This is a genomic window from Candidatus Tisiphia endosymbiont of Xenochironomus xenolabis (assembly GCF_964264705.1).
Classification (GTDB): Bacteria; Pseudomonadota; Alphaproteobacteria; order Rickettsiales; family Rickettsiaceae; genus Tisiphia.
This window is the reverse complement of the sequence record NZ_OZ183473.1, coordinates 975627-999783: the sequence shown is the minus strand read 5'-3', so window position 1 is coordinate 999783 and position 24157 is coordinate 975627. Positions and strand designations below refer to the sequence as shown.

Sequence of the window (24157 nt, the reverse complement as noted above, 5' to 3'; positions counted from 1 at the left end):
TTTCGCACTCCTCGCAATGACGTTTTATGCTGTTTAATACTTATAGAATAAAAATTGTAGGGTACTATGTCCCTAGCTTTGCAGAACATGACGTAAATTGATTGAGAAATTCAAAATCTTCAGTTTCTAGAGACAAAATCTCTGGTAAACATATTTTAGCTGTAAAGTTATTATCTATACTAACCTTAAGCAATAAAATTATTCTGATATTATTACGTTCAGGGTTAATACGCTTTTTCAGCAAATCGACTATTTGACATAATTCAGAATGATTTTGTGGGTATAGTTTTATCTCTAATCGCTCTTCATTTATTATATCATCAATAGTTGCGAAACTTTTAGCGATTAGTCTTATTCCTCCAGCGTCTTTAAACAAATCACAACTCACTACCACTAAACTTTGAACATCGAGTAAATGAACGAAATTCTTTAATATTTCTTCACTATAAATAGTCAGTTCAAAAATGCCAAATTGATCAGATAGTTGTAAAGTGATAAATCTGCCGCGAGATGACATACGTGAATCTTTTTTTTGTATTACACCAGCTATCCTTATCTGACTTGAACCATCTAGAAAGTCATTTTGTAGGTTAATTGAAGTCGAAATATTAAGCCGGGATAGCAAATCTTGATGTTTTGATAATGGATGTAATGTAATAAACAGCCCTAATACCTCAAATTCATAGCAAGATGCAGTATTATTATCCAGTGGTTCTGCGTCAATTAAAATTTGCTGATTTATGGAACTTACCTTAATCAGACTAAATTGATCAGAAATTTTTTCGGCATGATAGGAAGAAGCATAAGCTAGAAGTTTAGAGATACTTAATAATAACTGATTACGATTAGAATGTAGTGTATCAAAACATCCAGCTTTAATAAGATTTTCTAATAATTTTCGATTAATTGATTTAAGCGGTAGCCTTTCAATAACATCTATAATATTTTTAAATTTACCATTTTTAACTCGTTCTTCTACTAATATTCTAGCAAAATCAACCGTAACGCTTTTAATAGCAGCTAGGGCATAAATTAGACCTCCTGCATAAGCCAATCTAGTTGGTGATTTTGTCGTCGAAACTCGCCTTCGCTCCTCACGTACGTCTATGTACGCTGCGGTGCTCGGCTTCGTTTCTTCTAAAAATCCCTCAACTATTTTTGACTTATGCAGAAGGTCTGTTATAGATTTAGGATTTTCGACATACTCTTCAGCTTCTTGTGATGTAGCTATAGTACTAAAATAACCAGAGGAAAGATTGATATTAGGAGGGATAATAGCAATGTTATTATTTTTGGCTTCTTGAATGAATAGATTGATTTTATCATGGTTATTTAGTTCAAGATTTAAGCACACTACCAAGAATTCAGCTGGGAAATTAGCTTTCAGATAGGCTGTTTGATAAGATATTACTCCATAAGCTGATGCGTGGGCTTTATTAAAACCATAGCTAGCAAATTTAGCTACCGTTGCAAAAATGGATTGGGCTTGCTGACGTGAGATACCTTTGGCTATTGCCCCTTTCACAAAACTTTCTTCTTGTTCTGCCATTTCGGATTTTATTTTTTTTCCCATAGCTTTACGAAGTATATCTGCTCCACCTAAACTATAGCCTGCCATTTCTTTGGCAATTTCTAAGACCTGTTCTTGATAGATAATAACTCCATAAGTTTCTTCTAGAATTGGTTTAAGCATCTCATGCAGGTAATCCGGTTGTTGCAAACCATGTTTACAAGCAATATAAGTTGGGATGTTCTCCATCGGACCAGGACGGTATAACGCTCCTAACGCTATTATATCTTGAATGGAGTCAGGTTTAAGACGCCTTAAACTATCCTGCATTCCGTTGCTTTCAAATTGGAATACCCCAATAGTTCGACCACTACATAGCATTTCATAAGTTTTTTGATCATCAAATAGCATATTAGTAAAATCAATATTTATGTTCTGCTCTTTTAGCAGTTCTAGACATTTAGTAATGACAGTTAGAGTTTGCAGTCCTAAAAAATCAAATTTAATTAAACCAGCAATCTCAGCATATTTCATCGAATATTGCACTACCAACATTTCCGAGTTTAGGTCTTTATAAACCGGTAATATTTCTACTAAATCTTTGCCAGCTATCACAATTCCTGCTGCATGAGTAGAAGCATGTCTATTAAGCCCCTCAAGTACTAAAGATGTGTCCAGAACTTGTTTGATCAACTCCTCTTGACCATCTAAATTATACAAACCTTCACCACGTGCTGCTATACTTAACTCCTTTATTTCCTTAATAGCCTGATTTAGTGTAACAGGAGAAACAGCATTAAATGGTACAAGATCAGTTAAATATTCAGCATATTTATAAGGTAAACCAAGAACTCGTGAGACATCTTTGATCACAGCTTTTGCTTGCATCTTACCAAAAGTGATGATTTGTCCAACTTTGTTATCCCCATATTTAGAACATACGTAATTTATAACTTCCCCTCGTCGCTCTTGACAAAAGTCAATATCAAAATCTGGCATTGATATACGTTCTGGGTTAAGAAAACGCTCAAATAATAGACCGAACTTAAGAGGATCAAGATCAGTGATTAAAAGACTCCACGCAACTACTGATCCTACCCCAGAACCTCTACCAGGACCTACCATAATACCTTGTTGCTTGCTCCATTTTATAAAATCAGAAACTATCAGGAAATAGCCAGAAAAATCCATTCGACAAATGATATCTAGTTCATAATTAAGACGAGTTAAATATTGCTGTTTAACATCTTCCTGCTGATCTATGGCAATATTTTCTCGTTTAAATTTTGTAGCAAGTCTTAATAGTAATCCGGCTGTCGATTCTTTTTTAATTATGTCTACTTCATTAATATTTAGACTAGAGAAATTTGGTAACATTGGTGGATTAGCATGTGCCATAAAATAGCATCTTTGGGCTAAATGTACCGTATTCTGTACAGCATTAGGTAAATCACTAAAAAGTTCTAGCATTTCTTTTGGTGATTTAAAATAACATTCGTTACTTACCTTTTTACGATCCTCCACTTCTTTACTAACCCCAGTAGATATACATAATAATACGTCATGGGCATCATGCATATTAACATCACTAAACAATACTTTATTGGTAGCAACTAGTGGAATACCAAGATTACTGGCTATTTTTATATAACTTTCTTCTATAGATTGTTCTACTGCTAGATTATGTCGCATAATCTCAAAATAGAAACGATCAGCAAAAATGCTTTGTAGCTTAGTTGCCCAAAAAATGGCTAATTCCTCATCCTTAGCAATAAGACTTTTACCAATTATACCATCAGTATAACCGGATAAAATAATCAGCCCTTCCTGGTACTTAACTAAATCATCAAAAATAATATGATTGCAAATTTTACGATCATTTTTAGTAAAACTATCACTAACCGCCTTTAGCAGATTCTTATAACCAATTTCATCCTTGGCAATAAGCACAATTTCACAAAAACTATTCTCGGTAAAAGCAATATTTACAATTGCCGCATTTATAGGTTGTATTCCTGCTTTACAGCTAGCTAGAGCAAATTCTAACGAGCCAAATAAATTCCCCCTATCGGCTAAACAAATTGCTGGTATTTTATGCAATTTAGCTAATTCCACTATACGATCAATTGTTAAAGCACTCTCAAGAAATGAATATGAACTTTGTACTCTTAAGTGAATGAAATCAAACTGCATCTTTTATACCAATAAGATAATATTTAAATCCAAGAGCCTTTAGCATATCTCCATCAAGAATATGCCTGAGATCAAGAATTATAGGAGATTTAACTTGATGGCGAATAAGCGACCAATCTAAATCTTTAAACTCCGACCATTCGGTAGCCACTATAATTATATCACTATTTTTGCATGCACTAAGTGCTGAATCAGCAAAAAATACATTTTTTACTTCTTTTTTAGCATTATTCATACCTACCGGATCGAAGACTCTAATATTTGCTCCTTTATCAACTAAGATTTTGACGATCTTAATAGCTGGACTCTCTCTAACATCATCCGTACCAGCCTTAAAAGTCAGACCCAATATGCTAATAACTTTATTATGTAAATTATTGCCTATGATATCATGAATTTTATCTACCATATCATATGGTCTCTGATAATTACTATTTATAACAGAATTAACTATTTGAAAATTACATTGATAATGTTTAGCTATTTGTCCAAGTGCTAACATATCCTTAGGAAAACATGAGCCACCAAATCCGGGTCCAACATTTAAAAATTCTTTACCTATTCTCTTATCTAGTCCAACCCCACAAGACAGGTCTTTAGTATTTGCTCCCATTTTCTCGCATAAATTTGCCATCTCATTAATAAAAGCAATTTTGGTCGCTAAGAAAGCGTTTGAGACATATTTAGTAAGTTCTGCAGTAACCAAATCAGTACTTACCATAGGTATATTCTTGGTAATCAAAGGTCGATATATCTCTTTTAGTAAATCTTCTGCCTGTTTATTATTGGTGCCAATTAATATTCTATCAGGGTTTAAAAAATCCTCTATAGCAGTACCTTCTCTAAGAAATTCAGGATTTGAAGCAACGGAAAATTTAAAATTCTTGTTATTTAAATAATCAATAATTTGGTTACATGTTGTTGGAGGTACAGTCGATTTTATAATAATCAAACAATCATCTTTAATCCAAGGGCATAAATTATCGATAGCAGCAAATATATATTGTAAATCAGCTTTTCCTGAAGGTAGAGACGGTGTTCCTACCGTAATAAATACCGCTTGTGAATTTTGTAATTCAGCCGAATAGCTAGCTGTAAATCGTAACTTACCAGATTTTACTAATGGCGGTAAATATTCAGCTAGTTTTGGTTCATAAATTGGTAAAATATTTTTTTTTAATTGGTCGATCTTAGAAATATCACTATCTAAACAAGTAACGTCGTGTCCTAGGTAACTCATCATTACGCCAGATACTAGCCCAACGTAACCAGTACCTATAACATGAAGTTTAATATTCATTAATTATCCTTATATACTAGTGCAACAACTTTGTTATGCTATAATGCTATATTTAGGAGGTTGCCTCCTAACCCGATGTCATTGCGAGCGAACGTATGTGAGCGTGGCAATCCATGAAGTTTGTCATATGGATTGCTTCGTTGCCGCAAAGCGGCTCCTCGCAATGATGTTTGGGTAAAAGTATACATTAATTGACCAAATACTAAATAATAAAATGATGCTCATTAAAAGATTTTTCATCAGCCTAAGCGTAATAGTTTGTATAGTTGTAGTAACTTTAAGTTTATTAATATTAAGCGGGAGTAAAGGGTATTTAGATAAGCCTATTAAGAGGGCAATAGAATTTTACCTCGATAAAAAAAATACCAAAATACGAATTGGTAATTTACAAATAAGAAATAACATTTTGTCAATCGATAAAATATTTATGGATTTAGCACATAACACCCAAAGTGAGATTAACGATTTCAAAATCAGTTTTTTTATTGATGATATAAGAAACAAACCATTGCTTGTTAGTATTGTTGATATAGATAGTTTTTCCTTAATTTCTAAAGATAATCAACCTATAATAGATACTAAAATATCTGCTAAGTATATTGTAGATTTTTTTGAAAATAAGATTGAAACACAGTTAAACCTAAGTCCTATAAAAAATATTACTTTGCTCGATAGTTATGGTAAGAAATTACCGAAGGGGGAAGGGCTTTGTTCTTATGAAAGTAAAATTTCTACAACTTCAAAGAAGTTAATCAATTGCAAATTAACATTTGGTGATCAAGCATATCTATCATTCAATAGTATCTTGGATGGTAGCATAATTCAAGCTAATGGTAATGTTGAAAATATTCCTATAATGATTTATCAAATTGCTGAGAAAATTATCCCTGATAATCAAGTAATTTTATTTTTACAGGAATATATTAAAGATGGTTATATCAGAAATGGAGAATTTGATATTAATTTTGATAAAAATTCTTTAGAAAACAATAGACCTCTTGCAAAACTCGCTTATGCTGAGGAATTTGAAGGAGACGCGGAACGCAGAACCGCAGCGTACTCTAGTGTACGTGAGGATTCGAGTACCGCATCGACGTCCAAATTACCAGCAGAAGTAGAGTTAGGCAAGAGGTCTAATATTTCTCTAGTAAAAGCCAAGCTGCATGTCGTAGACCTTGAATATAAATACGATGCAGATTTTCCATCTTTAAGAAAAATTGATACAGATATTACTATATCTGGAGCCTCGGTTAAGTTTATACTAAATCGTGCATATAGCGGTAACAGCCTTATTTCCAATGGAGTAATAACCTTTGATTGGCAAGGGATGGATAAATCTAATTTTGTCATCAGTGCCATAGCTAAGGGACCGGGTATCGACCTAATTGATTTTATGTCAAATGAGGATTATAACCAAGTAAAAAAACAAGGAATTGACCTTAGAAAAATTACTGGCACCGCTAATTCAAAAATTGGCATAATAATACCGATTAGTCCAGTTATAAAAAATACCTATGACATCTCTACGATAATAACTGGAGTAAATGCTAAAGCATTTAGTGACAATATCATACTAAAGAATGCAAAAATAACCGGAACATTTAATGGTGATAAGCTAAACTTAATAGGTACAGGTAAAATTAATGACTATGACAGTAATTTTACCTATCAATATAATATCGATAATAATAACCATGATGATTACCAGCATCTATTAAAAGTAAAAACTACTATTGTCGGTAATAACCAGAAATTTGGTATATTCAAGTTAATTTCAGGTAGTAGTATCCTAGATTTTGAATATAAAGAGCAACGAAATAACAGAGGTCAATCTAATACCGGCTTCATTAAAGCCAATGCTAATCTTAAAAATTTGGAATTTTATATTGATAAAATATCTATACATAAAAAGCTTTCTGATGAAGCTAAACTTGTGTTAACTGGTAAGTTATATGATGGTCTAAAAGGTGATATTAATTTTGACCTTTCAGGAGCAAATAACTTAAAAATAGTTGGCAAGGCTAAAGTGCAAGATACTAAGTATGATGTTACTTTACCGATTATTGCTTATGGTACAACTGATCTAGTAGGAAAATTGCTTGTAGGTAAAGATAGCTTAAATGCCGAAATTCAGGGGAAACGACTAGATCTGTCTGGGTCTAATATGATGCAATTTTTAGAAAAAGAAGGGGAACCACAAAATATTCATCTAAGAGTTGATATAGATAGGGTAAGGTTAAAAAATAATATAATGCTTGATAAGCTTAATTTACAAATTGATTGTGATAAAATAAAATGCTTTTCTGGTTCTTTAAATTCAAAAATTGGCACTAAGTCTTTTAAAATGCTACTTACAGAAAAAAAGGATCTAGAACAATGGATAGTTACCTGTGATAATGCTGGAGCTTTATTTAGAGGTATTGGTATGTATAATAATATGAAGTCTGGTATTATAAATCTAACACTTGATACAAAAAGACATGAGGTTAAGAAGGGCGAAATAATACCAATCTTAGATGGGACATTTGACATAAAACGTTTTGTTATTACTGATATGTCTTTTCTAACTAGAATGGTATCATTTGTTTCGTTTCCAGGTTTTATGAGTTTTATATTAAATAATAAGGATATCTTGTTTAATAATATGACAGGTAGCTTTAGTTATATAGGTAATACCGTAAGTATTGCTAAGACATCAGCTACTGGACCATTTTTTGATTTTACCATGAAAGGTACAATTGATACTAATAAACACCAAATAAAGCTTAAAGGTAATGTAATACCTTCTTTCTTTTTTGCTAGTACCATTATCACTAAAATACCAATAATTGGTAAAGTATTTTCAAAGGTTGCTCCTTATTCTGTAGAGTTAAAATATAAGGAGTAAAACTATAAACGTCATTGTGAGGATGCATATGCCGGCGAAGCAATCCATTCCTGACTATTTTTTGGATTGCCGTGTCGCTGCAAAGTGGCTCCTCGCTAATAGACGATTGTGAGGTTGGTTGCTTCATCGGCATACGCATACTTGCAATGACGTTTTGTACTTTAACTTTCTTTCCATGAACTATATTAATTCAGGAAAATTTGGTGTTAGGAGAGACGAGTAACAACGTCACCAATTTCTCATCAATTGACTATATCACAACTATTTTACAACATAAAATAATTGTAACAAAATCTTGTGAATTGACACATCAAGCATATTGATAATTGCATTTGGCAGCAAACCTAAGTAAATTATTGTTATACATAATGGTATAATTGCAATCATTTCATAGAGATATAAATCTTTAAAGCTTGCAACCTGAACATTAGTAATTTGTCCTAGCATTACTTCTTTGTAAAGTTTTAGCATATAAACAGCTCCAAGAATAATACCAACAGCACTTATTATAGCTAGCACTATATTGGCTTGATAAATACCTATTAAACTTAAAAATTCTCCTATAAAACCGCTAGTGCCTGGTAAACCTATAGAGCCAAGCATGGCAATCATAAACAAAGTGGCAAGTATTGGCATTTTATTTGCTACACCACCATATTGGTCTATTTCCTTAGTATGCAATCTGTCATATAAAGTACCAACTATCAAAAACAAAGTAGATGCTACCACACCATGACTAATCATTTGATATATTGCCCCCTTAATTCCCACTTCTGTCAAACTAAAAATCCCAGCAGTAACATAGCCCATATGAGCTATTGATGAATAAGCTATCATCTTTTTCATATCTCTTTGAGCTAGTGCCACTAATGAACCATATATTACAGCAAATATACTCAGCACTAATACATAAAATGCAAATTCTTTTGATATATTTGGAAACATTGGTAATGACACTCGTAAAAAACCATATGCTCCAAGTTTTAATAATATCCCAGCCAAAATGACAGACCCAGCAGTTGGGGCTTGTACGTGTGCATCAGGAAGCCATGTGTGGAATGGTAGCATAGGCACTTTTACCGCGAAGGCTATAAAGATTGCCAACCATAAAACTCTCTGTACCGATAATGCTAATAAAGGTATTGATTCGTTCAGAACAAGCATATTAAAGCTGTGAAATTGGCTATAAATATATAGCAACGACAATAAGAAAAATACCGAACCAAAGAAAGTATAGAGGAAGAACTTTACAGCCGCATAGACTCTATTTTCACCTCCCCAAATTCCTATAATTAGATACATCGGGATTAATATTACTTCAAAAAATAAGTAAAATAATAGTAAATTCATTGAGGAAAAAGCCCCAATGCAAAAAGATTCAATTAATAAAAAACAAAACAAAAATTCTTTAATATATTTTTTGACGGTAAATAGACTAGCTATAATACAGATAAGGGTTAAAAAGCTGGTCAAAACAACAAAAAATACTGAAATTCCATCGACTCCAATGTGGAATTCAAGACCTATATATTGAACCCAATTATAGCATTCGACAAATTGATAAAGTTTTGATGTACTATCAAATTGAACTAATAAACAAATAGTAGCTATTAATGTTAGTACAGAGCTTAAAACTGCAACATATATCGCATAAACTTGTTTATTAACCGACCTACTCTGTCTAATAAACAGCAGAATATATAATGCACTTAGTAAAGGCAAGAAAATGCTTATTGATAAGATCGGTAAATCTGACATTCTAAACTCTAGGCTCTGTGAATATTTCTATTTAATGGGCGATTTCTTTGTTGTTTTCGTCCTCGAATCCTCACGTACTAAATGTACGCTGCGGTTCTGCGGGCGAAAACGCCTATAAATCTCCACATTAAATAGAAATATTCGCAGAACCTAAATAATCCAATTAACTCCGTTTATTAGAATATATAAAACTAATATTTTTCGAACCACGCTCGATTGCTGCTGCTACCTTTAAAGTATTATATTCATCAAGGGCTTTGCCTATTACTTGCATCCCAAGAGGTAATCCTCTAGAAGATAAAGCAGCTGGTACAGAACAACAAGGAAGACCGGCAAGACTAGCTGGAATAGTAAATAAATCGTTTAAATACATTATCACAGGATTATCTTGTTTCTCACCTAAGTTAAAGGCTTCGGATGGGGCAGATGGCAAAATTATTGCTTCAACTCGCCCAAAAGCTTTGTTAAAATCATCTGAAATCAAGCGTCTTATTTTTTGTGCTTTTAAATAATAAGCATCCATAAGAGTAGATGAAAGCAAATAAGTACCAATCATAATACGTCTTTTAACTTCAGAGCCAAAACCAGCACTCCTTGTTTTTTGATACATTTCTTCAATAGATACTCCATCATTTTCTGCCCTAAAACCATATCTTACACCATCATATCTTGATAAATTAGATGAGGTTTCAGCAGGTGCTATCACATAATATGCAGATAGTGCATATTTAGAATATGGTAATGAAATATCAATAATTTCTACCCCATCATTTTTAAGAATATCAATAGTATTTTGCCACATCTTAATAATGTCAGGCTGTATACCCTGTTTTCTCATAAGATCAAATGGAACGCCTATCTTCATATTTTTTACACTAGCATTACATGCTGACCTTAGTTGTGGTACCTCGGAGTCGATAGAAGTAGAATCCTTCTCATCAAATCCCATCATGGCTTGTAGCATTAAAGCGTTATCTTCAACAGTTCTTGTAAGCACGCCAGCTTGGTCAAGCGAACTAGCAAAAGCAATCATCCCATATCTAGAACATCGACCATATGTTGGTTTGAATCCGACAACTCCGGTATAACTGGCAGGTTGACGAACAGAGCCCCCTGTATCACTTCCAAGAGCTGCCATAGCTAAAAAAGCACTAACAGAAGCTGATGCTCCCCCAGAAGACCCCCCTGGAACTAGTGGAGTGGAAGGTGCGTCTACAGCCTTCCAAGGACTAATAACATTGCCGAAATAGCTGGTAATATTAGCAGAACCCATGGCAAATTCATCCATATTAGTCTTACCAAGCATTATTGTACCATGCTCTTGCACTTTATTACTTACAGTCGATTCGTATGTTGGTATAAATTTACTAAGCATTCTTGAGCCTGCAGTAGTTAGCACTCCTTTTGTGCAAAAAAGATCTTTTACAGAGATGGGAATTCCTTCTAATGACTTTTCTATTCCTTTATGGTAATTTTGATCAGCAATTTTAGCTTGCTGTAAAGCCGTATCTGTAGTTTCAGTAATATAGGCATTCAGCTCTTTATGCTTATCCATTTCTGCAATATGAGCTTTAGTTAGCTCAACACATGAGAATTCTTTGCTCTTTAGTGCTTTCAGGGCTTGGGTTATGGTTAATTTTACAATTTCTGACATATTTTACTCTACTACTTTTGGTACTACAAAACATTTTACTTCTCTGGCAAGTTCTGCTTTATCATTTGGTAAGTTAGCAAATAACTCATCAGAGAGATCACCATACAATACTTGATCTTTTCGCATTCTTTGGTTCATACCACAAACTGAAGTAAGTGGTTGAACGTTACTACAATCTACATCGTTTAAAATGTTAATCATATTCATGATCTCAGTCAGCTGCTGGGAAAAACTATTTATTTCCTCTTTGCTAAAATCAAACCTAGCAAGTTTTGCTATTCTTTGTACTTCTTCATTTGTAATCATTATATACCTAAATATTTACAGTCAATGTTGTTTAAAATAATATTATAGCATGAAATATATCTACACTAATAGCATGAAGTCATTTTTTAAGAATAATTATACTTATTTTGCATTGGACGATTACGTAACTTATCCAATACGTCAAAATGATGCAAAGCAAATTGTAAGTTGTCATTCCCACCCACTATGGTCATTCCCGCTTCAGTACGGAATCTAGATACCTGCTTACGCAGGTATGACACTGAGTTGAATATACTTAAACAGTCATTATTTCTTGTTCTTTTTGCTTAACATGCGAGTCGACTTTATTACTATACTCATCAGTTAATTTTTGGATTTCTTCTGAAAAATTATGATGTTCGTCCTTAGTTATGATATTGTCTTTTTCTAACTTTTTTAACTCCTCATTGCCGTCCCTTCTGATATTACGCAATGCAATTTTAGTATTTTCTCCATATTTTTGAGCAAATTTAACAAGCTCTTTGCGACGTTCTTCAGTAAGTAATGGAATGGTAATTCTGACTAATTGCCCATCTGATGATGGATTTAGACCTAGATTTGCATCAGTAATGGCTTTTTCTACAGCTTTTATCATAGATTTATCCCACACTTGCACCGTGATAGTCCTGGCATCTGGAGTAGAAAGACTTGCTACTTGTGACAAAGGCATTTTATCTCCATAGGCTTCAACCAATACCGGATCAAGTAAATTAACTGAAGCTCGACCAGTTCTGAGTCCCTTAAGTTCGTGATCCAATATTTTTAACGAGCTATCCATTTTTGATTGTAACTCTTTATATATAGTTGTTTTATCCATATCTATTAATCTTCTTGAATTTTTGTATACTCACCTTTTCCTTGCAGTACTTTTGCAAAGTTACCTTTCTCTCTAATTGAAAATACCTTAATTGGCAAGTTATTTTCTCTAGCCACTGCAACGGCAGCAATATCCATAACTTGTAAGTTCTCTTTTAGAAGATCAGTATAACTGATAGTGGAATATTTTACTGCATTAGGGTTTTTCGTTGGATCGGAATCATATACACCATTAACTTTAGTGCCTTTTAATAATAAATCACAACTCATTTCAATGGCTCTTAGGACACCCGCACTATCGGTAGTGCAAAATGGATTACCAGTTCCGCCGGAAAAAATTACTACTCTACCTTTTTCTATATGTCTTTTTGCTTTACGACGTATATAAGGCTCACAAATACTCATCATGGGGATTGCTGAAAGAACTCTAGTATGAACACCTAAACTTTCCATAATATTTTGTAAAGTAAGTGCATTTATTACCGTACCAAGCATACCAATATAATCACCAGCAGCTCTTTCAATACCAAATGCAGAATTAGTTCCACGATAAATATTACCACCGCCAACAACCACACATACCTGTACACCAATATCTATTGCTTCCTTTATATCCTCAGCAATCCTTAATATTACAGAATATTCGTGACCAAATTGCTTGTCACCCATTAAGGCTTCGCCAGAAACTTTTAGCAAAACCCGTTTATATTTTAAATGTGACATAAATTTTACATTGTTGTTAAATTATTGATTTATATAATTCTACACAAACCTATTTGATAGCTGTGGGAGGAGCCTCTTATAACTACTAAAACTAATCAAACTATTATTTTTGTCAAGTATTATAGTTGTTTTACAACTATTATAAATTTAAAAATATTAGTTTAAAACAAGGTATGATTACACTTATCAAGTTAAATATAATAGACTTCCTGCATAAGTCAAAGAAGCACTCGGGATTTTGTTGTCGAAACTCGCCTCCGCTCCTCATATACGTTTGTGTATACGAAGGTAGCAGGCTTCGTTTCGCCTAAAAATCCCGAGTGCTTCTTTGACTTATGCAGGAAGTCTAATGGTCAAAGCAATCCTTTCTAATCACTTTCCTGGATTACTTCGTTGCCACAAAGTGGCTCCTCGTAATGACGGCTTCCAGAAAGAATTTGCTGGATAGTTAACGATAATTCATAAAAATTTTTGATTAGACAATCAATCTTATTTATTTGATTACCTAATAGCTCAAGAGGCGGCTCTAATTCTATCGATACATTAGACCTCTTGCAAAACTCTAGTTCTGCTGGTAATTTAGACAATGATGCGGTACTCGAATCCTCACGTACGCTAGAGTACGCTGCGGTTCGAGGTGAAGCGTCTCCTTCAAATCCTTGTGCATAAGCGAGTTTTGCAAGAAGTCTATTCTTTGTTATCATCTGGGTCTTCAAATACTCAATATCCTGGCTTGTATAATATCGTCTATTACGTATCTTATGTATAGATATGTTTGGCAATATACTTTCTAGATATCTTAGTTGGTGAGAGTGAATATTTAGAATTTTTGTTACTTCACCAATAGAATAATATTTCTTATCCTGCATTTTTATTAATTAATAATTTTAATTTTCTAGCTGGTATAAAACGTATTACTTCTTTTTCTGGAATTATAACCGCTTCTTTTGTATGAAAATTTATACCAGGTCTAGGTTTTTTTATGCTAGTACAGAAGCTACCAAAACCTACTAACGTCAATCTTTGCTTGCTTACTATTTGCTGAATATTGCTAAATATTTGTTCGACTATTTCTTCGCATATAAGGTTTGATAGCCCCAATTTAGCTTTTAACATATAAGCAATTTTTTCTTTAGTAATAGAAGTAGTATAGTTAATTGATTTGGACTCACTCAAGCTGTTCTCTTCTCTCTTACCATCATAAAGTCTACCTGAATCAACCATAATTTCTACCATCTGATTAGAGCCGAACCCCAAGTTACTCCAGCACCAATAGCCGTAAAAAGCAATAGATCGCCTTTTTTAATATTACCGTAAGATTTTAGAGAAGCAAGAGCTAAAGGAATTGAAGCAGCCGAACAATTAGCATGTTTTGCAACTGTTTTTACTACTTTACTTGGATTAATCTTTAGTCGCTCCACAACTGCATCTATAATTCTTACATTTGCCTGATGTGGAATAAAATGATTAACATCATCTATGGTAAAATTATTATTATGCAATATTTCTTCGGCTACCTTACTCATCTTTTCTACTGCATGTCTAAAAACTTCCTGTCCTTTCATTTTTATTTTACCGGTTTTGCCATTACTACTTACACCACCATCAGTATAAAGAATATCGTGATAACGACCATCCGAATAGATATTACTATCTATTATACCGGAGTTATCATCACTATATTGCAAAATTACCGCACCGGCACCGTCACCAAATAAAATACAAGTAGCTCTATCGCTCCAGTCCATTAGAGATGACATTTTTTCAGCACCAACTAATAATATGGTTTTATATTTTCTAGATTTGATCAAAGAGTCGGCAACATGTAAACCATATATAAACCCCGAGCATACTGCCTGTAGGTCAAATGAAGGTACATTACTAAGCCCTAGATAACCTTGTAACTTAGAGGCGGTAGAAGGAAAGCTATTATCCGGAGTAGTGGTACAGGTAATTATCAAATCTATAGATGCTGGATTTAATCCAGCATCATCTATAGCATTTTGGCTAGCTTTAATAGCTAAATGTGATGTATACTCATCATCAGCCGCAATATGTCTTTGTAATATACCAGTCCTTGAGCGAATCCATTCATCGTTAGTATCAACCGATAGCGACAATTCTGCGTTAGTAATAATACGCTCCGGCAAATAGGCTCCACACCCAAGAATTTTACAAGCCATTGTGGTTTATGCTACTTCTTCATCTTTTTCTTGCTTCTGGACAATAACTTGACGACCATTATATGTGCCATCAGCTAAAGATATGTGATGAGGAAGCTTATATTCTCCTGTCTGAGAATCTATTACTACATTAATTTTACCAAGTGCAAGGTGAGAACGCCTCATATTGCGTCTTGATTTTGATGTTTTCTTTTTTGGAACTGCCATATAGCCTCTTAAAAATTACACTTTAGGATAAAAAGTATTTGTCAAATCGATATAGCAGTATATTATACTTCCATTACAAAATCTAGGTATTTTAAACATAAACTTTATGAAATTTTTTATAATTCGAACTTTTGCTATTTCATCCATATTATTCACATTATGTAGTTGTAAAACTATAGAATCAAGGGGACAGTATGTTGATGATAATTTATTAGCTACACTTGAAGAAAAAAGGCTTAGCAAATCAGAGGTAGAGGATTTAATTGGTACACCAACAATTATACCTGACTACACTCCTAATACTTGGTATTATGTTCAACGTTCTTTAGCTAGGAGAGCATGGCTTGAACCAAAAGTAATTGAACAAAAAATAGTAAAAATTACTTTTAATAAAAAAGATGTAATTGAGGAAGTTTTAGTACTTAGTGATTCGCATAAAGATGATATAAATATAATGGGAGAATATACGAAAACTTATGGTACAGAATTAAACGGACTACAAAAATTTGTAAAGAATATTGGTAGGTTCAATAAAACTACAGAGGGAAAAAAGAAGAAGAAACAATAAAATCATGCTTGCAATATTTCATAGATACTGTATAAACTGAACGCTACTAGTTCTTAAAATCATTCGAATTAGATTCATTGCTAAGAGTTAATAGACGAACTAAAGAGTTTATGGCCCCTTCGTCTAGCGGTTAGGACGTTACCCTTTCACGGTGAAAACACGGGTTCAAGTCCCGTAGGGGTCACCATTACCGTACAAGTTGCTACTTCTTTGCAATTCTGTAAATGGAAAAGCCAGAACGTAATGCAGTTTACAGCCCTCGAGTGTTAGGCTCGAAAATATAAAATTTAATAATTACATTTTTTCAGCAATTGTCGAACCTTTAAAAGTTTCATAGACGTTCGTGCTGATACATATAAGGTCTACAATCTTTTTAGAAAACTTATCATCTACTTTGTCATAACTCTTAATTAATTCAGTTAATTCATACTGTCTTCCCTTTAATTGAGCTTTCTTACAAAAAAATTCTTCTCTAGTTTAAGGTGCCATCTGCTAAGAAATCCACCAATCTATAGAGTTTATTTTGAATAACACTATGCTCTTGCGAAACTAGAGTAGAAAGAAAATAGGAATTTGTATTGCAAAAAATCAATTCACTGAATTTATGAATGCAATATGTTTTAATTTGAAATGCTTAACCGTTCTTACTATGTAAAATTAAGTATCTGACAGAACAAAAAGCTAAAATTTATAAAAAAAATTGCAATCTTTTAAAAACATCAGAGTTGATGATTTCTTTGTAATTTTTTGGACAAAAGATTTTCTTTGAAATTAGAACAATTTTTTATCCTTCAACGATCCCATAATGTCTGACTGGAGGTGGAGATGAGAAACAATCAGATATGACTAATATTCATTGGGATTTTGAGAAATTTACACAAAAAATAGACTGTTTTTTGAAAATATTACTAAATTATTATGGGAGATTACGGAGGTTAAACCATTATTCCTGATCATTTCACCAACTCTTCAGGTCAATTGAGTATATATCAGCTCGCCATAACATCAGTTTGCTATTGAGAAGGTTTATCATTATCAGAAGTAGTAGGATTAATTCTGCCAACCATTTCATCTAGTGATATTTGGAAATAGTCTGCTAGGGCTATGGTGACTGCACTACCAAGGCTTTTTTTAGCATTATTATTTTCTTTTATAAAATTAAATATAGCTGTTTCACTAAAGCCACATTTTTTTGCTAATTTATAAGGATTTAAATTTTGTTCTTTTAGCTTTCTGCAAAGAAAGTGTCTTAAGTTAGCATTAACATCATCTATTGATATATTAAAAAATTCTTGTTTTTCCTCATGTGGCAATACATAACTAATTCTGCAAACAACCCTATCTATTGAACATTTAAAATAGTTGGCTATACATAATAAAGTTTTAAGACCTATATTACGGTATTCAGCTTTAATAAGTTTCCCGACAGTTGAAGGTGGAATACCACTTTTTTGTACAAAATATTTCCTTTTTAAGTGATTTTCTTTTAATTGTTGTTTAAGGAAAATCTGTACTTGCTGCGAAAGAGTCATAAGTATTTTGAATCAAGTTAGTATAAAAATATCCTAAAAGAAAGGGTATTTTACTTGACACCCCAAAATAACTATATTAGACTCTTAAGAACAGGATGAGATCATAAAAAACAGTAATTACTGAACTAATTTTTAAAAACCAAAATGGTATATTTTGGCAAGTCTCAAACTAAAGAATCCAGTGTAATATTCAAACATTTAGCTTATTAATAAGCTAAACCTTGAATGTTACATTGAGTAAACTAGTAAGTACTTGAAGGTTTTGCGGCTTAAAAGTACTTACTAGCGAAATTAATCCAATAGCATTGCTATTAAAAACCCATTATTGAGGTGTTAACTATGAACATATACAAATTTCTTCAAATAGTCAAACTCCATTATCCTTGCAATCCTATAACGTTAAGCACTATCAATATACTGTATTATAGCTAACCCGATTAGTATTTATCTGGATAATAATTTGCTATCCTCGCATATAGGGAACTAAAATAGTATTCCAAAACCCTGAGATATTATAAACTTTCGCTTGTGCGGGAACACTTTTTTATTTAAATAAGACAAATACTCATTGGGTTAGTTGTATTAAATCATTTTTATATCTAATAGAGTAGAATTATGAAAGATACATCCCAATTATTAACACCCACTAATATTCTTCAAGAGGATAGTAATGAGGTTCAAGAAGAAAAGAAGAAACATCATAATGATAGGAAAAAATCACCTGAAGAAACATTAAAAAAAATAGTTAAGCATTATGAACTAGCAAAACAAAAAGCAGAGTTAATATCACATGGGCTGTAGTTAACAGCAAAGAATGATAATGTTGTTAATCAGCAATTGTTTAAGAATAGAATAACAGATTTCCAGTATATTCCTGGTCTTTCTTCTAAACAAGCAATTAGCAAATATCAAGCAATCTTAGTACTACAGTTGTAGTTTAGATGTGAGCATTCACGATTTTTTTGTGATGAATAAAAAAACCTGATCACCAAGCGTCATTGCGAGGAGACCGTAAGGTCAACGAAGCAATCCATTTCTAATCACTTTCCTGGATTGCTTCGTCGGTCTGGCAACCTCCTCGCAATGACATCTTATACTTTAACCTTTTTTCCGTGAACACTCACATTCAATCTACAACTGTAGTATTAGATAGATTACACATTCAATAGGGATTTGTTTTAGAACAGGGAATGTTCTTTACCACAGAGTCCATGGTAAATACTGGAAGTTACAAGACTACCCTTAGTCATTTAGACGAATGGACGGTAACCACTTGTGATAAATCATTTTCTGCACAGTTTGAGCATACTATATGGTGTCATACAAAATGGTTTTGAAATATTTACGTTATCATCATAAAATCTGACTTGTAATATTATAATAAATAACAATTTCTACATCATTATTCCTGAGTACGTCACCAACTCTTCAGGTTAATTGAGTATATATCTAAAAAAATTAGCTTTGTAGCATTTTAGCAATATATTTTTTTTACCATTATAATATCATAAATTGGCTAAATTATTGATATAGCAAGGTGTTACAGCTAATTAGAAACCATATAATCTTTACAATAAATTCAATTTAAATTAATACAATCAAAAATAAATATTAATTTAATTTAAATTTATATATAATTTTTGTAGTTTAATTACTATGCTTTATGAAGGTTTCTAATTGAACTGTTTATTAGTAACAAAATAGCTAGAATTAGATTACTTTAGAAACTTTAACATAATCTAAACCATTGTAAATAATATTTAATAGAAGGTATAAAATGCTAGAAAATAATTCAGAACAAGAAGATGTATGGCGTAATGAATTGGGGGAAACATATGAAGAACAGGAGAGTCGTTTAGATCGTGAAGAATCTGTTAGAAAACGCAATGCCATTATATTTGTTTTTATTCCTATGCTAATTGGATTTCTAACATTTACTTATTTTTTCCTTAATTCAATAGAAGAAAAGAACAAATTGATGAAGCAACAACAATCAACAACTATCGATAATACTCAAGATACAAAGAAATAAAATAATTGAATTGTATTGTAAAATCTGGGATAGTCAATTTGTATGGTTGTATCTTGAAATAGGTTTCTAGAGATTTATAGTAAAAGCAAGGAATGCTAGTATCTGTGAACAAAATTTAAATTACTAGATTTTGACTCTTTTTAGCTGCAAATTATAAGATTTTTTGAAATAGGTACACTATTCCTACAAAAATCTTATTAATTTTCGCTTAAAAACACTCAAAACCTAGACAATTAAAATTTTGTTCACAGATCCTAGGTAAGTCTATTAAAATTTATAACCATACCGCATACCTAAATTAGTTAAACCAGGGTTAAATTTCCCAAGACCAGCATTAGATAAGTGGTCAATAATTACAGCAACACTGTGCTTCTCTTGAATCATTACCCCTAAACTAAGACTTTCTCTAAATAAGAATCTTGTTCCTAAGGCTCGTCTTCTTTGCTGTAATTTTTCTACTTCACCATTATGAATTCCAAATCCAAAAGTTGCCTCTAAAAATACATATTTCATGATATCAAAATGCCAAGTAATCCCAGTATAGATATTGCTAGTATATTTCTGATTGTTAATATTTGTCCCTATATGAGGATAACCAAATAAAAATTTGTATTCGTCACTAAAAAGATATTCTAAATAATGTCAGAACCCTTCTCATAACGTTGTCTTAATTTACCCTTTAGTCCAAATTTATACCCTAAATCATGTCTCAATACTCCAATTCTCATTTCGTCAGCCAGAGTTCTTGAACCAATTAATAAAAGAATTAAAAAGATTAAGTGATGTATTTTTTTATATTTCATATAACTCAATGCCCTTTTGCTTTATTAGTTAAAATTAATCCCATAATCAAATCATAAGCTCTAGCAAATTGATAATCTTTTTTATAAAGATCAGATAGTTGGTCTAGAGTATTTTTCGATTCAGTCGTTTTTGTTTTATCTTTATCTTTTGTAGTATCATCTGTTTTCTTAATAGCCTCTTTATCTTTATTTGTAGAGTCTAGTTTTTTATCATCATTTTTTTTGTTATCGTTTTTTAAGTAATTTTTTAAAGAAGCTTCAGAGAATCTTCCATCTATCATTTTTGTTTCGGGATATTCAACTTTTACCATCTCAACAAATATGTCAGGTTCGATACCCTCTGCTTGAATTGAACGATCATTAGGGGTGTAATATTTAGCCGTAGTAAGCTTTACAGCCGCTCTAGGACTGATTACCGAAAAGCTTTGTACAGATCCTTTACCGAAAGATTTTGTGCCAAGTATTATCGCTCTTTTATGATCTTGCAAGCTACCTGCTACAATTTCTGCAGCTGAGGCAGAGCCAACATTAATAAGAACAATCATCGGAACTAATGGAGCTTTTTCTGCAGATTTATTGCTATTAAATACCGCATTACTATTCTTGGTTCTTCCCTTGGTAGTAACAATTACTCCAGAATCAATAAAATATTCGCTAACAGCAACAGCCTGCTCTAACAAACCACCAGGATTATTACGTAAATCTAGAATAATACCCTCTATGCTATTTTTACTGCCATCTTTTAAAGTTTTCATAGATTTTTTTAATTCTTCAATGGTATGTTCATTAAAAGCCCCTATTCTTATATAAGCTATATTATTTTTTTCTAAATGAGCTTTTACTGGGGTAATGGTAACTATTTCGCGGATAAGTTCAATTTCTTTTGGCTTAGATTCACCTTCTGTAATCACCAGTAATTTCACTTTTGTTCCTGGTTCTCCACGCATCTCTTTGACAGATTTATGAAAACCTAAAGTTGATACAAACTCATCATTAACTCCTACTATATAGTCTCCAGCTTTTATACCCGCCTTATAAGCTGCTAGATCATCAATAGGGGAAATGACTTTGATGGCACCATTATCATACTGCACTTGAACACCAATACCGCCAAACTCTCCTTTAGTCTCATTAAGAAAATCTTTTAGATCATCATCAGTAAAATAGCTAGAATGGGGATCTAGCGAAGTTAACATGCCTTCGATAGCAGCATCGGTCATTTTTTGTTTTTCCGGTTCTTGAACATAGTCTTTATTAATACGCTCAAAGACCTCTTGAAATTGTTTGAGATAAGCTGTATCTGATAATTCGTTCTTTTTTTTCGGTTCTTCCGCAAATGTGATATTGGCACAAAAGATAAAACTTGATAATAACATTATAAAGCGTATGAACATAGTACTCCTAAATATCTAAATTGTTTATAATTGTATCCATCTTAATTAAAGCCTGATTATAAATGAACTGAAAACGTTTTTCTGGTTTTTTGCCCATAAGATCGTCTACTATCTTAGCAATATTATCAAAATCATCTATAGTAACTTTTAGAATGGTTCTATTTTTTGGGTTCATTGTTGTTTCTTTTAACTGAGCTGGCATCATTTCACCTAACCCCTTAAATCGACCAATATCTATTTTAGCCTTACTATTTTTTAATAATTTAGCAGTTAAATCAGTTTTTTGTTGATCATTTACTGCATAGTAAGTTTTATTAGATTGGGTTAATCTATAAAGAGGTGGTTTGGCAAGATATAAATGACCTGAAGATATTAACTTCGGCATACGAAGATAAAAGAACGTCATTAACAATGAGGCGATATGAGCTCCGTCAACATCAGCATCTGTCATAATTATTATTTTTTCATAACGCAAATTCTCCTCTCGATAATTTTTAAGACTACCACAGGCTAATGCCACCTCTAAATCTTGAATTTCTTGGTTGTTAGTAATCTTCTCGAAAGTTGCATTGGCAACATTCAAAATTTTACCTCTAAGAGGTAAAATAGCTTGTGTTTCTCGATCTCTTGCCTGTTTAGCTGATCCCCCGGCAGAATCTCCTTCAACCAAGAATAATTCCGTCCCATTAGGAGAGGTTCTTGTACAATCTGCTAATTTACCTGGTAATCGCAATTTTTGTGTAGCAGTTTTACGTGAAATATTTTTTTCGTTACGCTTATTTATTCGGTATTCCGCAATATTAACTATATGTTCAAGCAGCTGGTTGGCTACGAGTTTATTACTACTCAACCAATGATCAAAATGGTCTTTAACAATGTTCTCTACTATTTTATTAATCCCAGGCGAAACCAATTTTTCTTTTGTTTGTCCTTGAAATATTGGCTCTTGGATAAATACAGAAAAAACAATAGAAGAAGTTTCTAGAATATCCTCAATAGTAAGTAAAGTGGTTTTTTTATTACCGGTCATTTCACCATATACCTTTATACCACGCAGTAATGCACTACGCAAACCTTGCTCATGGGTTCCCCCAAGAGGGGTAGGAATAGTGTTGCAATAGGATTGGATAAAAGGTTGGTCTTCATTTTTATGCCAAGCAATTGCCCATTCCACTTTTATGTGATCCTGGTCCCACTCAATATTACCACAAAAAATCTCTCCACTAACTAAATCTTCCAAATTTATTTTAGAAATTAAATAATCTTTCAAACCATCTGGAAAATGGATGAGAGCTGTTGCTGGAACATCGCTTTTAGTTTCAACTTCACATTGCCACTCTATCGTTACCCCTCTATACAAATAGGCTTTTGATTTGGCTAATTCATATATTCTTTTTGGTGAAAAGGATGGTTTCTCTCCAAAAATTTCTGGGTCAGGATGAAAATTGATAGATGTTCCCCTTAATTTTTTGGCAATATCTTCACTGGTTAAATCATTCAATTTTTGTCCTTTGGAATAAGATTGCTTGAATAATTTACCCTGCTTATATACTTTAATTTCTAAATAGTCGGATAAAGCATTAACAACCGAAATGCCAACTCCATGTAAGCCACCTGCTGTTTGATAGACATTATTTGAAAATTTACCACCAGAATGAAGGTGAGTTAAAATTACCTCAAGAGCAGATTTATCAGGAAATTTGGGATGATTATCGACAGGAATCCCTCTACCATTATCAGAGATAGTGATACTATTATTTACATGCATCTTTATGGTGATAACGCTAGCAAAACCAGCAACAGCTTCATCCATAGCATTATCTAGCACTTCCGAAACAAGATGATGCATAGCATTCTCGTCCGTCCCGCCAATATACATACCAGGACGCTTGCGTACAGGCTCAAGCCCTTCTAATACTTCAATATCTTTTGCTGTATACGAATTATTAATTTTGGGCTTCTTTTCATTAAAGCTAAATAGATCAAGCATATTATGATGTTAACTTACAAGTTTTTGATGAATATACTATTTTGAAAGATAGAGAAAAGCAAGAACACATACAGCAAATGCTTGAAATATAACCCGTAACGACATTAACTTGGAACTAAATTTTTTGTCAATTTTCCCGCCAATAGCCATAGAGACAACACCTAGCACTAAGATTAATGTAGTCAAACTTAAAGCAATTAATATATATACCACAAAATTATCTCTAAAAATTACTTTATTATATACAATAAAATTAGAAATATACTCGAATAATCCAACATTTGCAAATCCAATTCGTAGG

The 24157-nt window shown here is 32.6% G+C and carries 20 protein-coding genes, 1 tRNA gene and 1 pseudogene; 6 read left to right on the top strand and 16 right to left on the bottom strand.

Annotation, left to right across the window (positions count from 1 at the left end; all coding sequences use genetic code 11):
* Positions 1 to 64 precede the first annotated feature (64 nt).
* Both dnaE and ACFELY_RS04920 read right to left on the bottom strand, forming a co-directional pair.
* Positions 65 to 3703, bottom strand: a complete 3639-nt coding sequence (dnaE, locus tag ACFELY_RS04925) for a DNA polymerase III subunit alpha (RefSeq protein ID WP_375333792.1) — start codon at positions 3701 to 3703, stop codon at positions 65 to 67.
* Positions 3693 to 4997, bottom strand: coding sequence for a UDP-glucose dehydrogenase family protein (locus ACFELY_RS04920; RefSeq protein WP_375334139.1), 1305 nt, complete (start codon positions 4995 to 4997; stop codon positions 3693 to 3695). Before ACFELY_RS04920 ends, dnaE begins: the two co-directional genes overlap by 11 nt.
* A 220-nt stretch (positions 4998 to 5217) precedes the next feature.
* On the opposite strand from ACFELY_RS04920, the gene ACFELY_RS04915 reads away from it, so the two are divergent.
* The gene (locus tag ACFELY_RS04915) at positions 5218 to 7890 is read left to right on the top strand and encodes a palindromic element RPE1 domain-containing protein (RefSeq protein WP_375333791.1); all 2673 of its coding nucleotides are present in this window, start codon (positions 5218 to 5220) and stop codon (positions 7888 to 7890) included.
* Between the two features lie 261 nt (positions 7891 to 8151).
* Here ACFELY_RS04915 and ACFELY_RS04910 read toward each other — a convergent pair whose 3' ends face one another.
* From ACFELY_RS04910 to rpmF, 9 genes are all read right to left on the bottom strand, one after another.
* Positions 8152 to 9648, bottom strand: a complete 1497-nt coding sequence (locus tag ACFELY_RS04910) for an NADH-quinone oxidoreductase subunit M (protein ID WP_375333790.1) — start codon at positions 9646 to 9648, stop codon at positions 8152 to 8154.
* A gap of 163 nt (positions 9649 to 9811) precedes the next feature.
* Positions 9812 to 11302: an Asp-tRNA(Asn)/Glu-tRNA(Gln) amidotransferase subunit GatA gene (gene gatA / locus ACFELY_RS04905; RefSeq protein WP_375333789.1), complete on the bottom strand. Its 1491-nt coding sequence runs from the start codon at positions 11300 to 11302 to the stop codon at positions 9812 to 9814.
* 3 nt (positions 11303 to 11305) lie between these two features.
* A complete protein-coding gene (gene gatC / locus ACFELY_RS04900) occupies positions 11306 to 11608 on the bottom strand; it encodes an Asp-tRNA(Asn)/Glu-tRNA(Gln) amidotransferase subunit GatC (RefSeq protein WP_094649006.1) in 303 nt (100 codons plus the stop codon).
* Between the two features lie 256 nt (positions 11609 to 11864).
* Positions 11865 to 12425, bottom strand: coding sequence for a ribosome recycling factor (gene frr / locus ACFELY_RS04895; protein ID WP_375333788.1), 561 nt, complete (start codon positions 12423 to 12425; stop codon positions 11865 to 11867).
* A 5-nt stretch (positions 12426 to 12430) separates the two neighbouring features.
* Positions 12431 to 13147: a UMP kinase gene (pyrH, locus tag ACFELY_RS04890; protein ID WP_094649315.1), complete on the bottom strand. Its 717-nt coding sequence runs from the start codon at positions 13145 to 13147 to the stop codon at positions 12431 to 12433.
* A 368-nt stretch (positions 13148 to 13515) separates the two neighbouring features.
* On the bottom strand, positions 13516 to 14016 hold the full coding sequence (locus ACFELY_RS04885; protein ID WP_375333787.1) for a palindromic element RPE1 domain-containing protein: 501 nt from the start codon (positions 14014 to 14016) through the stop codon (positions 13516 to 13518).
* Positions 14006 to 14305 carry an HU family DNA-binding protein gene (locus ACFELY_RS04880; RefSeq protein ID WP_341759885.1) on the bottom strand — a complete coding sequence of 100 codons (300 nt, stop codon included), beginning with the start codon at positions 14303 to 14305 and terminating at the stop codon, positions 14006 to 14008. The genes ACFELY_RS04885 and ACFELY_RS04880 overlap by 11 nt, the downstream gene beginning before the upstream one ends.
* 71 nt (positions 14306 to 14376) lie before the next feature.
* The gene (locus tag ACFELY_RS04875) at positions 14377 to 15330 is read right to left on the bottom strand and encodes a beta-ketoacyl-ACP synthase III (protein ID WP_375329907.1); all 954 of its coding nucleotides are present in this window, start codon (positions 15328 to 15330) and stop codon (positions 14377 to 14379) included.
* Positions 15331 to 15336: 6 nt separating this feature from the next.
* Positions 15337 to 15537: a 50S ribosomal protein L32 gene (gene rpmF, locus ACFELY_RS04870; RefSeq protein ID WP_341750951.1), complete on the bottom strand. Its 201-nt coding sequence runs from the start codon at positions 15535 to 15537 to the stop codon at positions 15337 to 15339.
* A 106-nt stretch (positions 15538 to 15643) separates the two neighbouring features.
* Between rpmF and ACFELY_RS04865 the strand changes: the two genes are divergently transcribed.
* Both ACFELY_RS04865 and ACFELY_RS04860 read left to right on the top strand, forming a co-directional pair.
* Positions 15644 to 16105: an outer membrane protein assembly factor BamE gene (locus ACFELY_RS04865; RefSeq protein WP_375333786.1), complete on the top strand. Its 462-nt coding sequence runs from the start codon at positions 15644 to 15646 to the stop codon at positions 16103 to 16105.
* 112 nt (positions 16106 to 16217) lie between these two features.
* A tRNA-Glu gene (locus tag ACFELY_RS04860) sits at positions 16218 to 16292 on the top strand.
* A gap of 826 nt (positions 16293 to 17118) precedes the next feature.
* Here ACFELY_RS04860 and ACFELY_RS04855 read toward each other — a convergent pair.
* Positions 17119 to 17637: a helix-turn-helix domain-containing protein gene (locus ACFELY_RS04855; protein ID WP_341759336.1), complete on the bottom strand. Its 519-nt coding sequence runs from the start codon at positions 17635 to 17637 to the stop codon at positions 17119 to 17121.
* A gap of 615 nt (positions 17638 to 18252) precedes the next feature.
* On the opposite strand from ACFELY_RS04855, the gene ACFELY_RS04850 reads away from it, so the two are divergent.
* The 3 genes and pseudogenes from ACFELY_RS04850 (at position 18253) to ACFELY_RS04840 (ending at position 19669) form a co-directional block, all read left to right on the top strand.
* Positions 18253 to 18438, top strand: a complete 186-nt coding sequence (locus tag ACFELY_RS04850) for a hypothetical protein (RefSeq protein ID WP_375329909.1) — start codon at positions 18253 to 18255, stop codon at positions 18436 to 18438.
* A gap of 368 nt (positions 18439 to 18806) precedes the next feature.
* Positions 18807 to 18996, top strand: a pseudogene (locus tag ACFELY_RS04845) (type I methionyl aminopeptidase); the annotation flags it as partial.
* 418 nt (positions 18997 to 19414) lie between these two features.
* Positions 19415 to 19669, top strand: a complete 255-nt coding sequence (locus tag ACFELY_RS04840; RefSeq protein WP_375333785.1) for a hypothetical protein — start codon at positions 19415 to 19417, stop codon at positions 19667 to 19669.
* Positions 19670 to 19936: 267 nt separating this feature from the next.
* Here ACFELY_RS04840 and ACFELY_RS04835 read toward each other — a convergent pair whose 3' ends face one another.
* The 4 genes from ACFELY_RS04835 to ACFELY_RS04820 all read right to left on the bottom strand — a co-directional run bounded on the left by ACFELY_RS04835 (position 19937) and on the right by ACFELY_RS04820 (position 24069).
* Positions 19937 to 20215, bottom strand: a complete 279-nt coding sequence (locus ACFELY_RS04835) for an acyloxyacyl hydrolase (RefSeq protein WP_375334138.1) — start codon at positions 20213 to 20215, stop codon at positions 19937 to 19939.
* A gap of 262 nt (positions 20216 to 20477) precedes the next feature.
* The gene (locus ACFELY_RS04830; protein WP_341748886.1) at positions 20478 to 21866 is read right to left on the bottom strand and encodes a S41 family peptidase; all 1389 of its coding nucleotides are present in this window, start codon (positions 21864 to 21866) and stop codon (positions 20478 to 20480) included.
* Positions 21867 to 21873: 7 nt separating this feature from the next.
* On the bottom strand, positions 21874 to 23856 hold the full coding sequence (gene parE, locus ACFELY_RS04825; RefSeq protein WP_341759340.1) for a DNA topoisomerase IV subunit B: 1983 nt from the start codon (positions 23854 to 23856) through the stop codon (positions 21874 to 21876).
* 36 nt (positions 23857 to 23892) lie between these two features.
* Complete coding sequence (locus ACFELY_RS04820; protein WP_341748884.1) at positions 23893 to 24069, bottom strand: HIG1 domain-containing protein; 177 nt, start codon at positions 24067 to 24069, stop codon at positions 23893 to 23895.
* Positions 24070 to 24157: the final 88 nt, after the last annotated feature.

Coding starts and splice junctions, on each gene's coding strand:
- rpmF (WP_341750951.1), bottom strand. CDS start 15,537: ATGGCAGTTCCAAAAAAGAAAACATCAAAATCAAGACGCAATATGAGG.
- frr (WP_375333788.1), bottom strand. CDS start 12,425: ATGGATAAAACAACTATATATAAAGAGTTACAATCAAAAATGGATAGC.
- ACFELY_RS04850 (WP_375329909.1), top strand. CDS start 18,253: ATGAAAGATACATCCCAATTATTAACACCCACTAATATTCTTCAAGAG.
- ACFELY_RS04855 (WP_341759336.1), bottom strand. CDS start 17,637: ATGACTCTTTCGCAGCAAGTACAGATTTTCCTTAAACAACAATTAAAA.
- gatA (WP_375333789.1), bottom strand. CDS start 11,302: ATGTCAGAAATTGTAAAATTAACCATAACCCAAGCCCTGAAAGCACTA.
- ACFELY_RS04840 (WP_375333785.1), top strand. CDS start 19,415: ATGCTAGAAAATAATTCAGAACAAGAAGATGTATGGCGTAATGAATTG.
- ACFELY_RS04830 (WP_341748886.1), bottom strand. CDS start 21,866: ATGTTCATACGCTTTATAATGTTATTATCAAGTTTTATCTTTTGTGCC.
- ACFELY_RS04885 (WP_375333787.1), bottom strand. CDS start 14,016: ATGCAGGATAAGAAATATTATTCTATTGGTGAAGTAACAAAAATTCTA.
- ACFELY_RS04875 (WP_375329907.1), bottom strand. CDS start 15,330: ATGGCTTGTAAAATTCTTGGGTGTGGAGCCTATTTGCCGGAGCGTATT.
- ACFELY_RS04915 (WP_375333791.1), top strand. CDS start 5,218: ATGATGCTCATTAAAAGATTTTTCATCAGCCTAAGCGTAATAGTTTGT.
- ACFELY_RS04910 (WP_375333790.1), bottom strand. CDS start 9,648: ATGTCAGATTTACCGATCTTATCAATAAGCATTTTCTTGCCTTTACTA.
- ACFELY_RS04865 (WP_375333786.1), top strand. CDS start 15,644: ATGAAATTTTTTATAATTCGAACTTTTGCTATTTCATCCATATTATTC.
- parE (WP_341759340.1), bottom strand. CDS start 23,856: ATGCTTGATCTATTTAGCTTTAATGAAAAGAAGCCCAAAATTAATAAT.
- dnaE (WP_375333792.1), bottom strand. CDS start 3,703: ATGCAGTTTGATTTCATTCACTTAAGAGTACAAAGTTCATATTCATTT.
- pyrH (WP_094649315.1), bottom strand. CDS start 13,147: ATGTCACATTTAAAATATAAACGGGTTTTGCTAAAAGTTTCTGGCGAA.
- gatC (WP_094649006.1), bottom strand. CDS start 11,608: ATGATTACAAATGAAGAAGTACAAAGAATAGCAAAACTTGCTAGGTTT.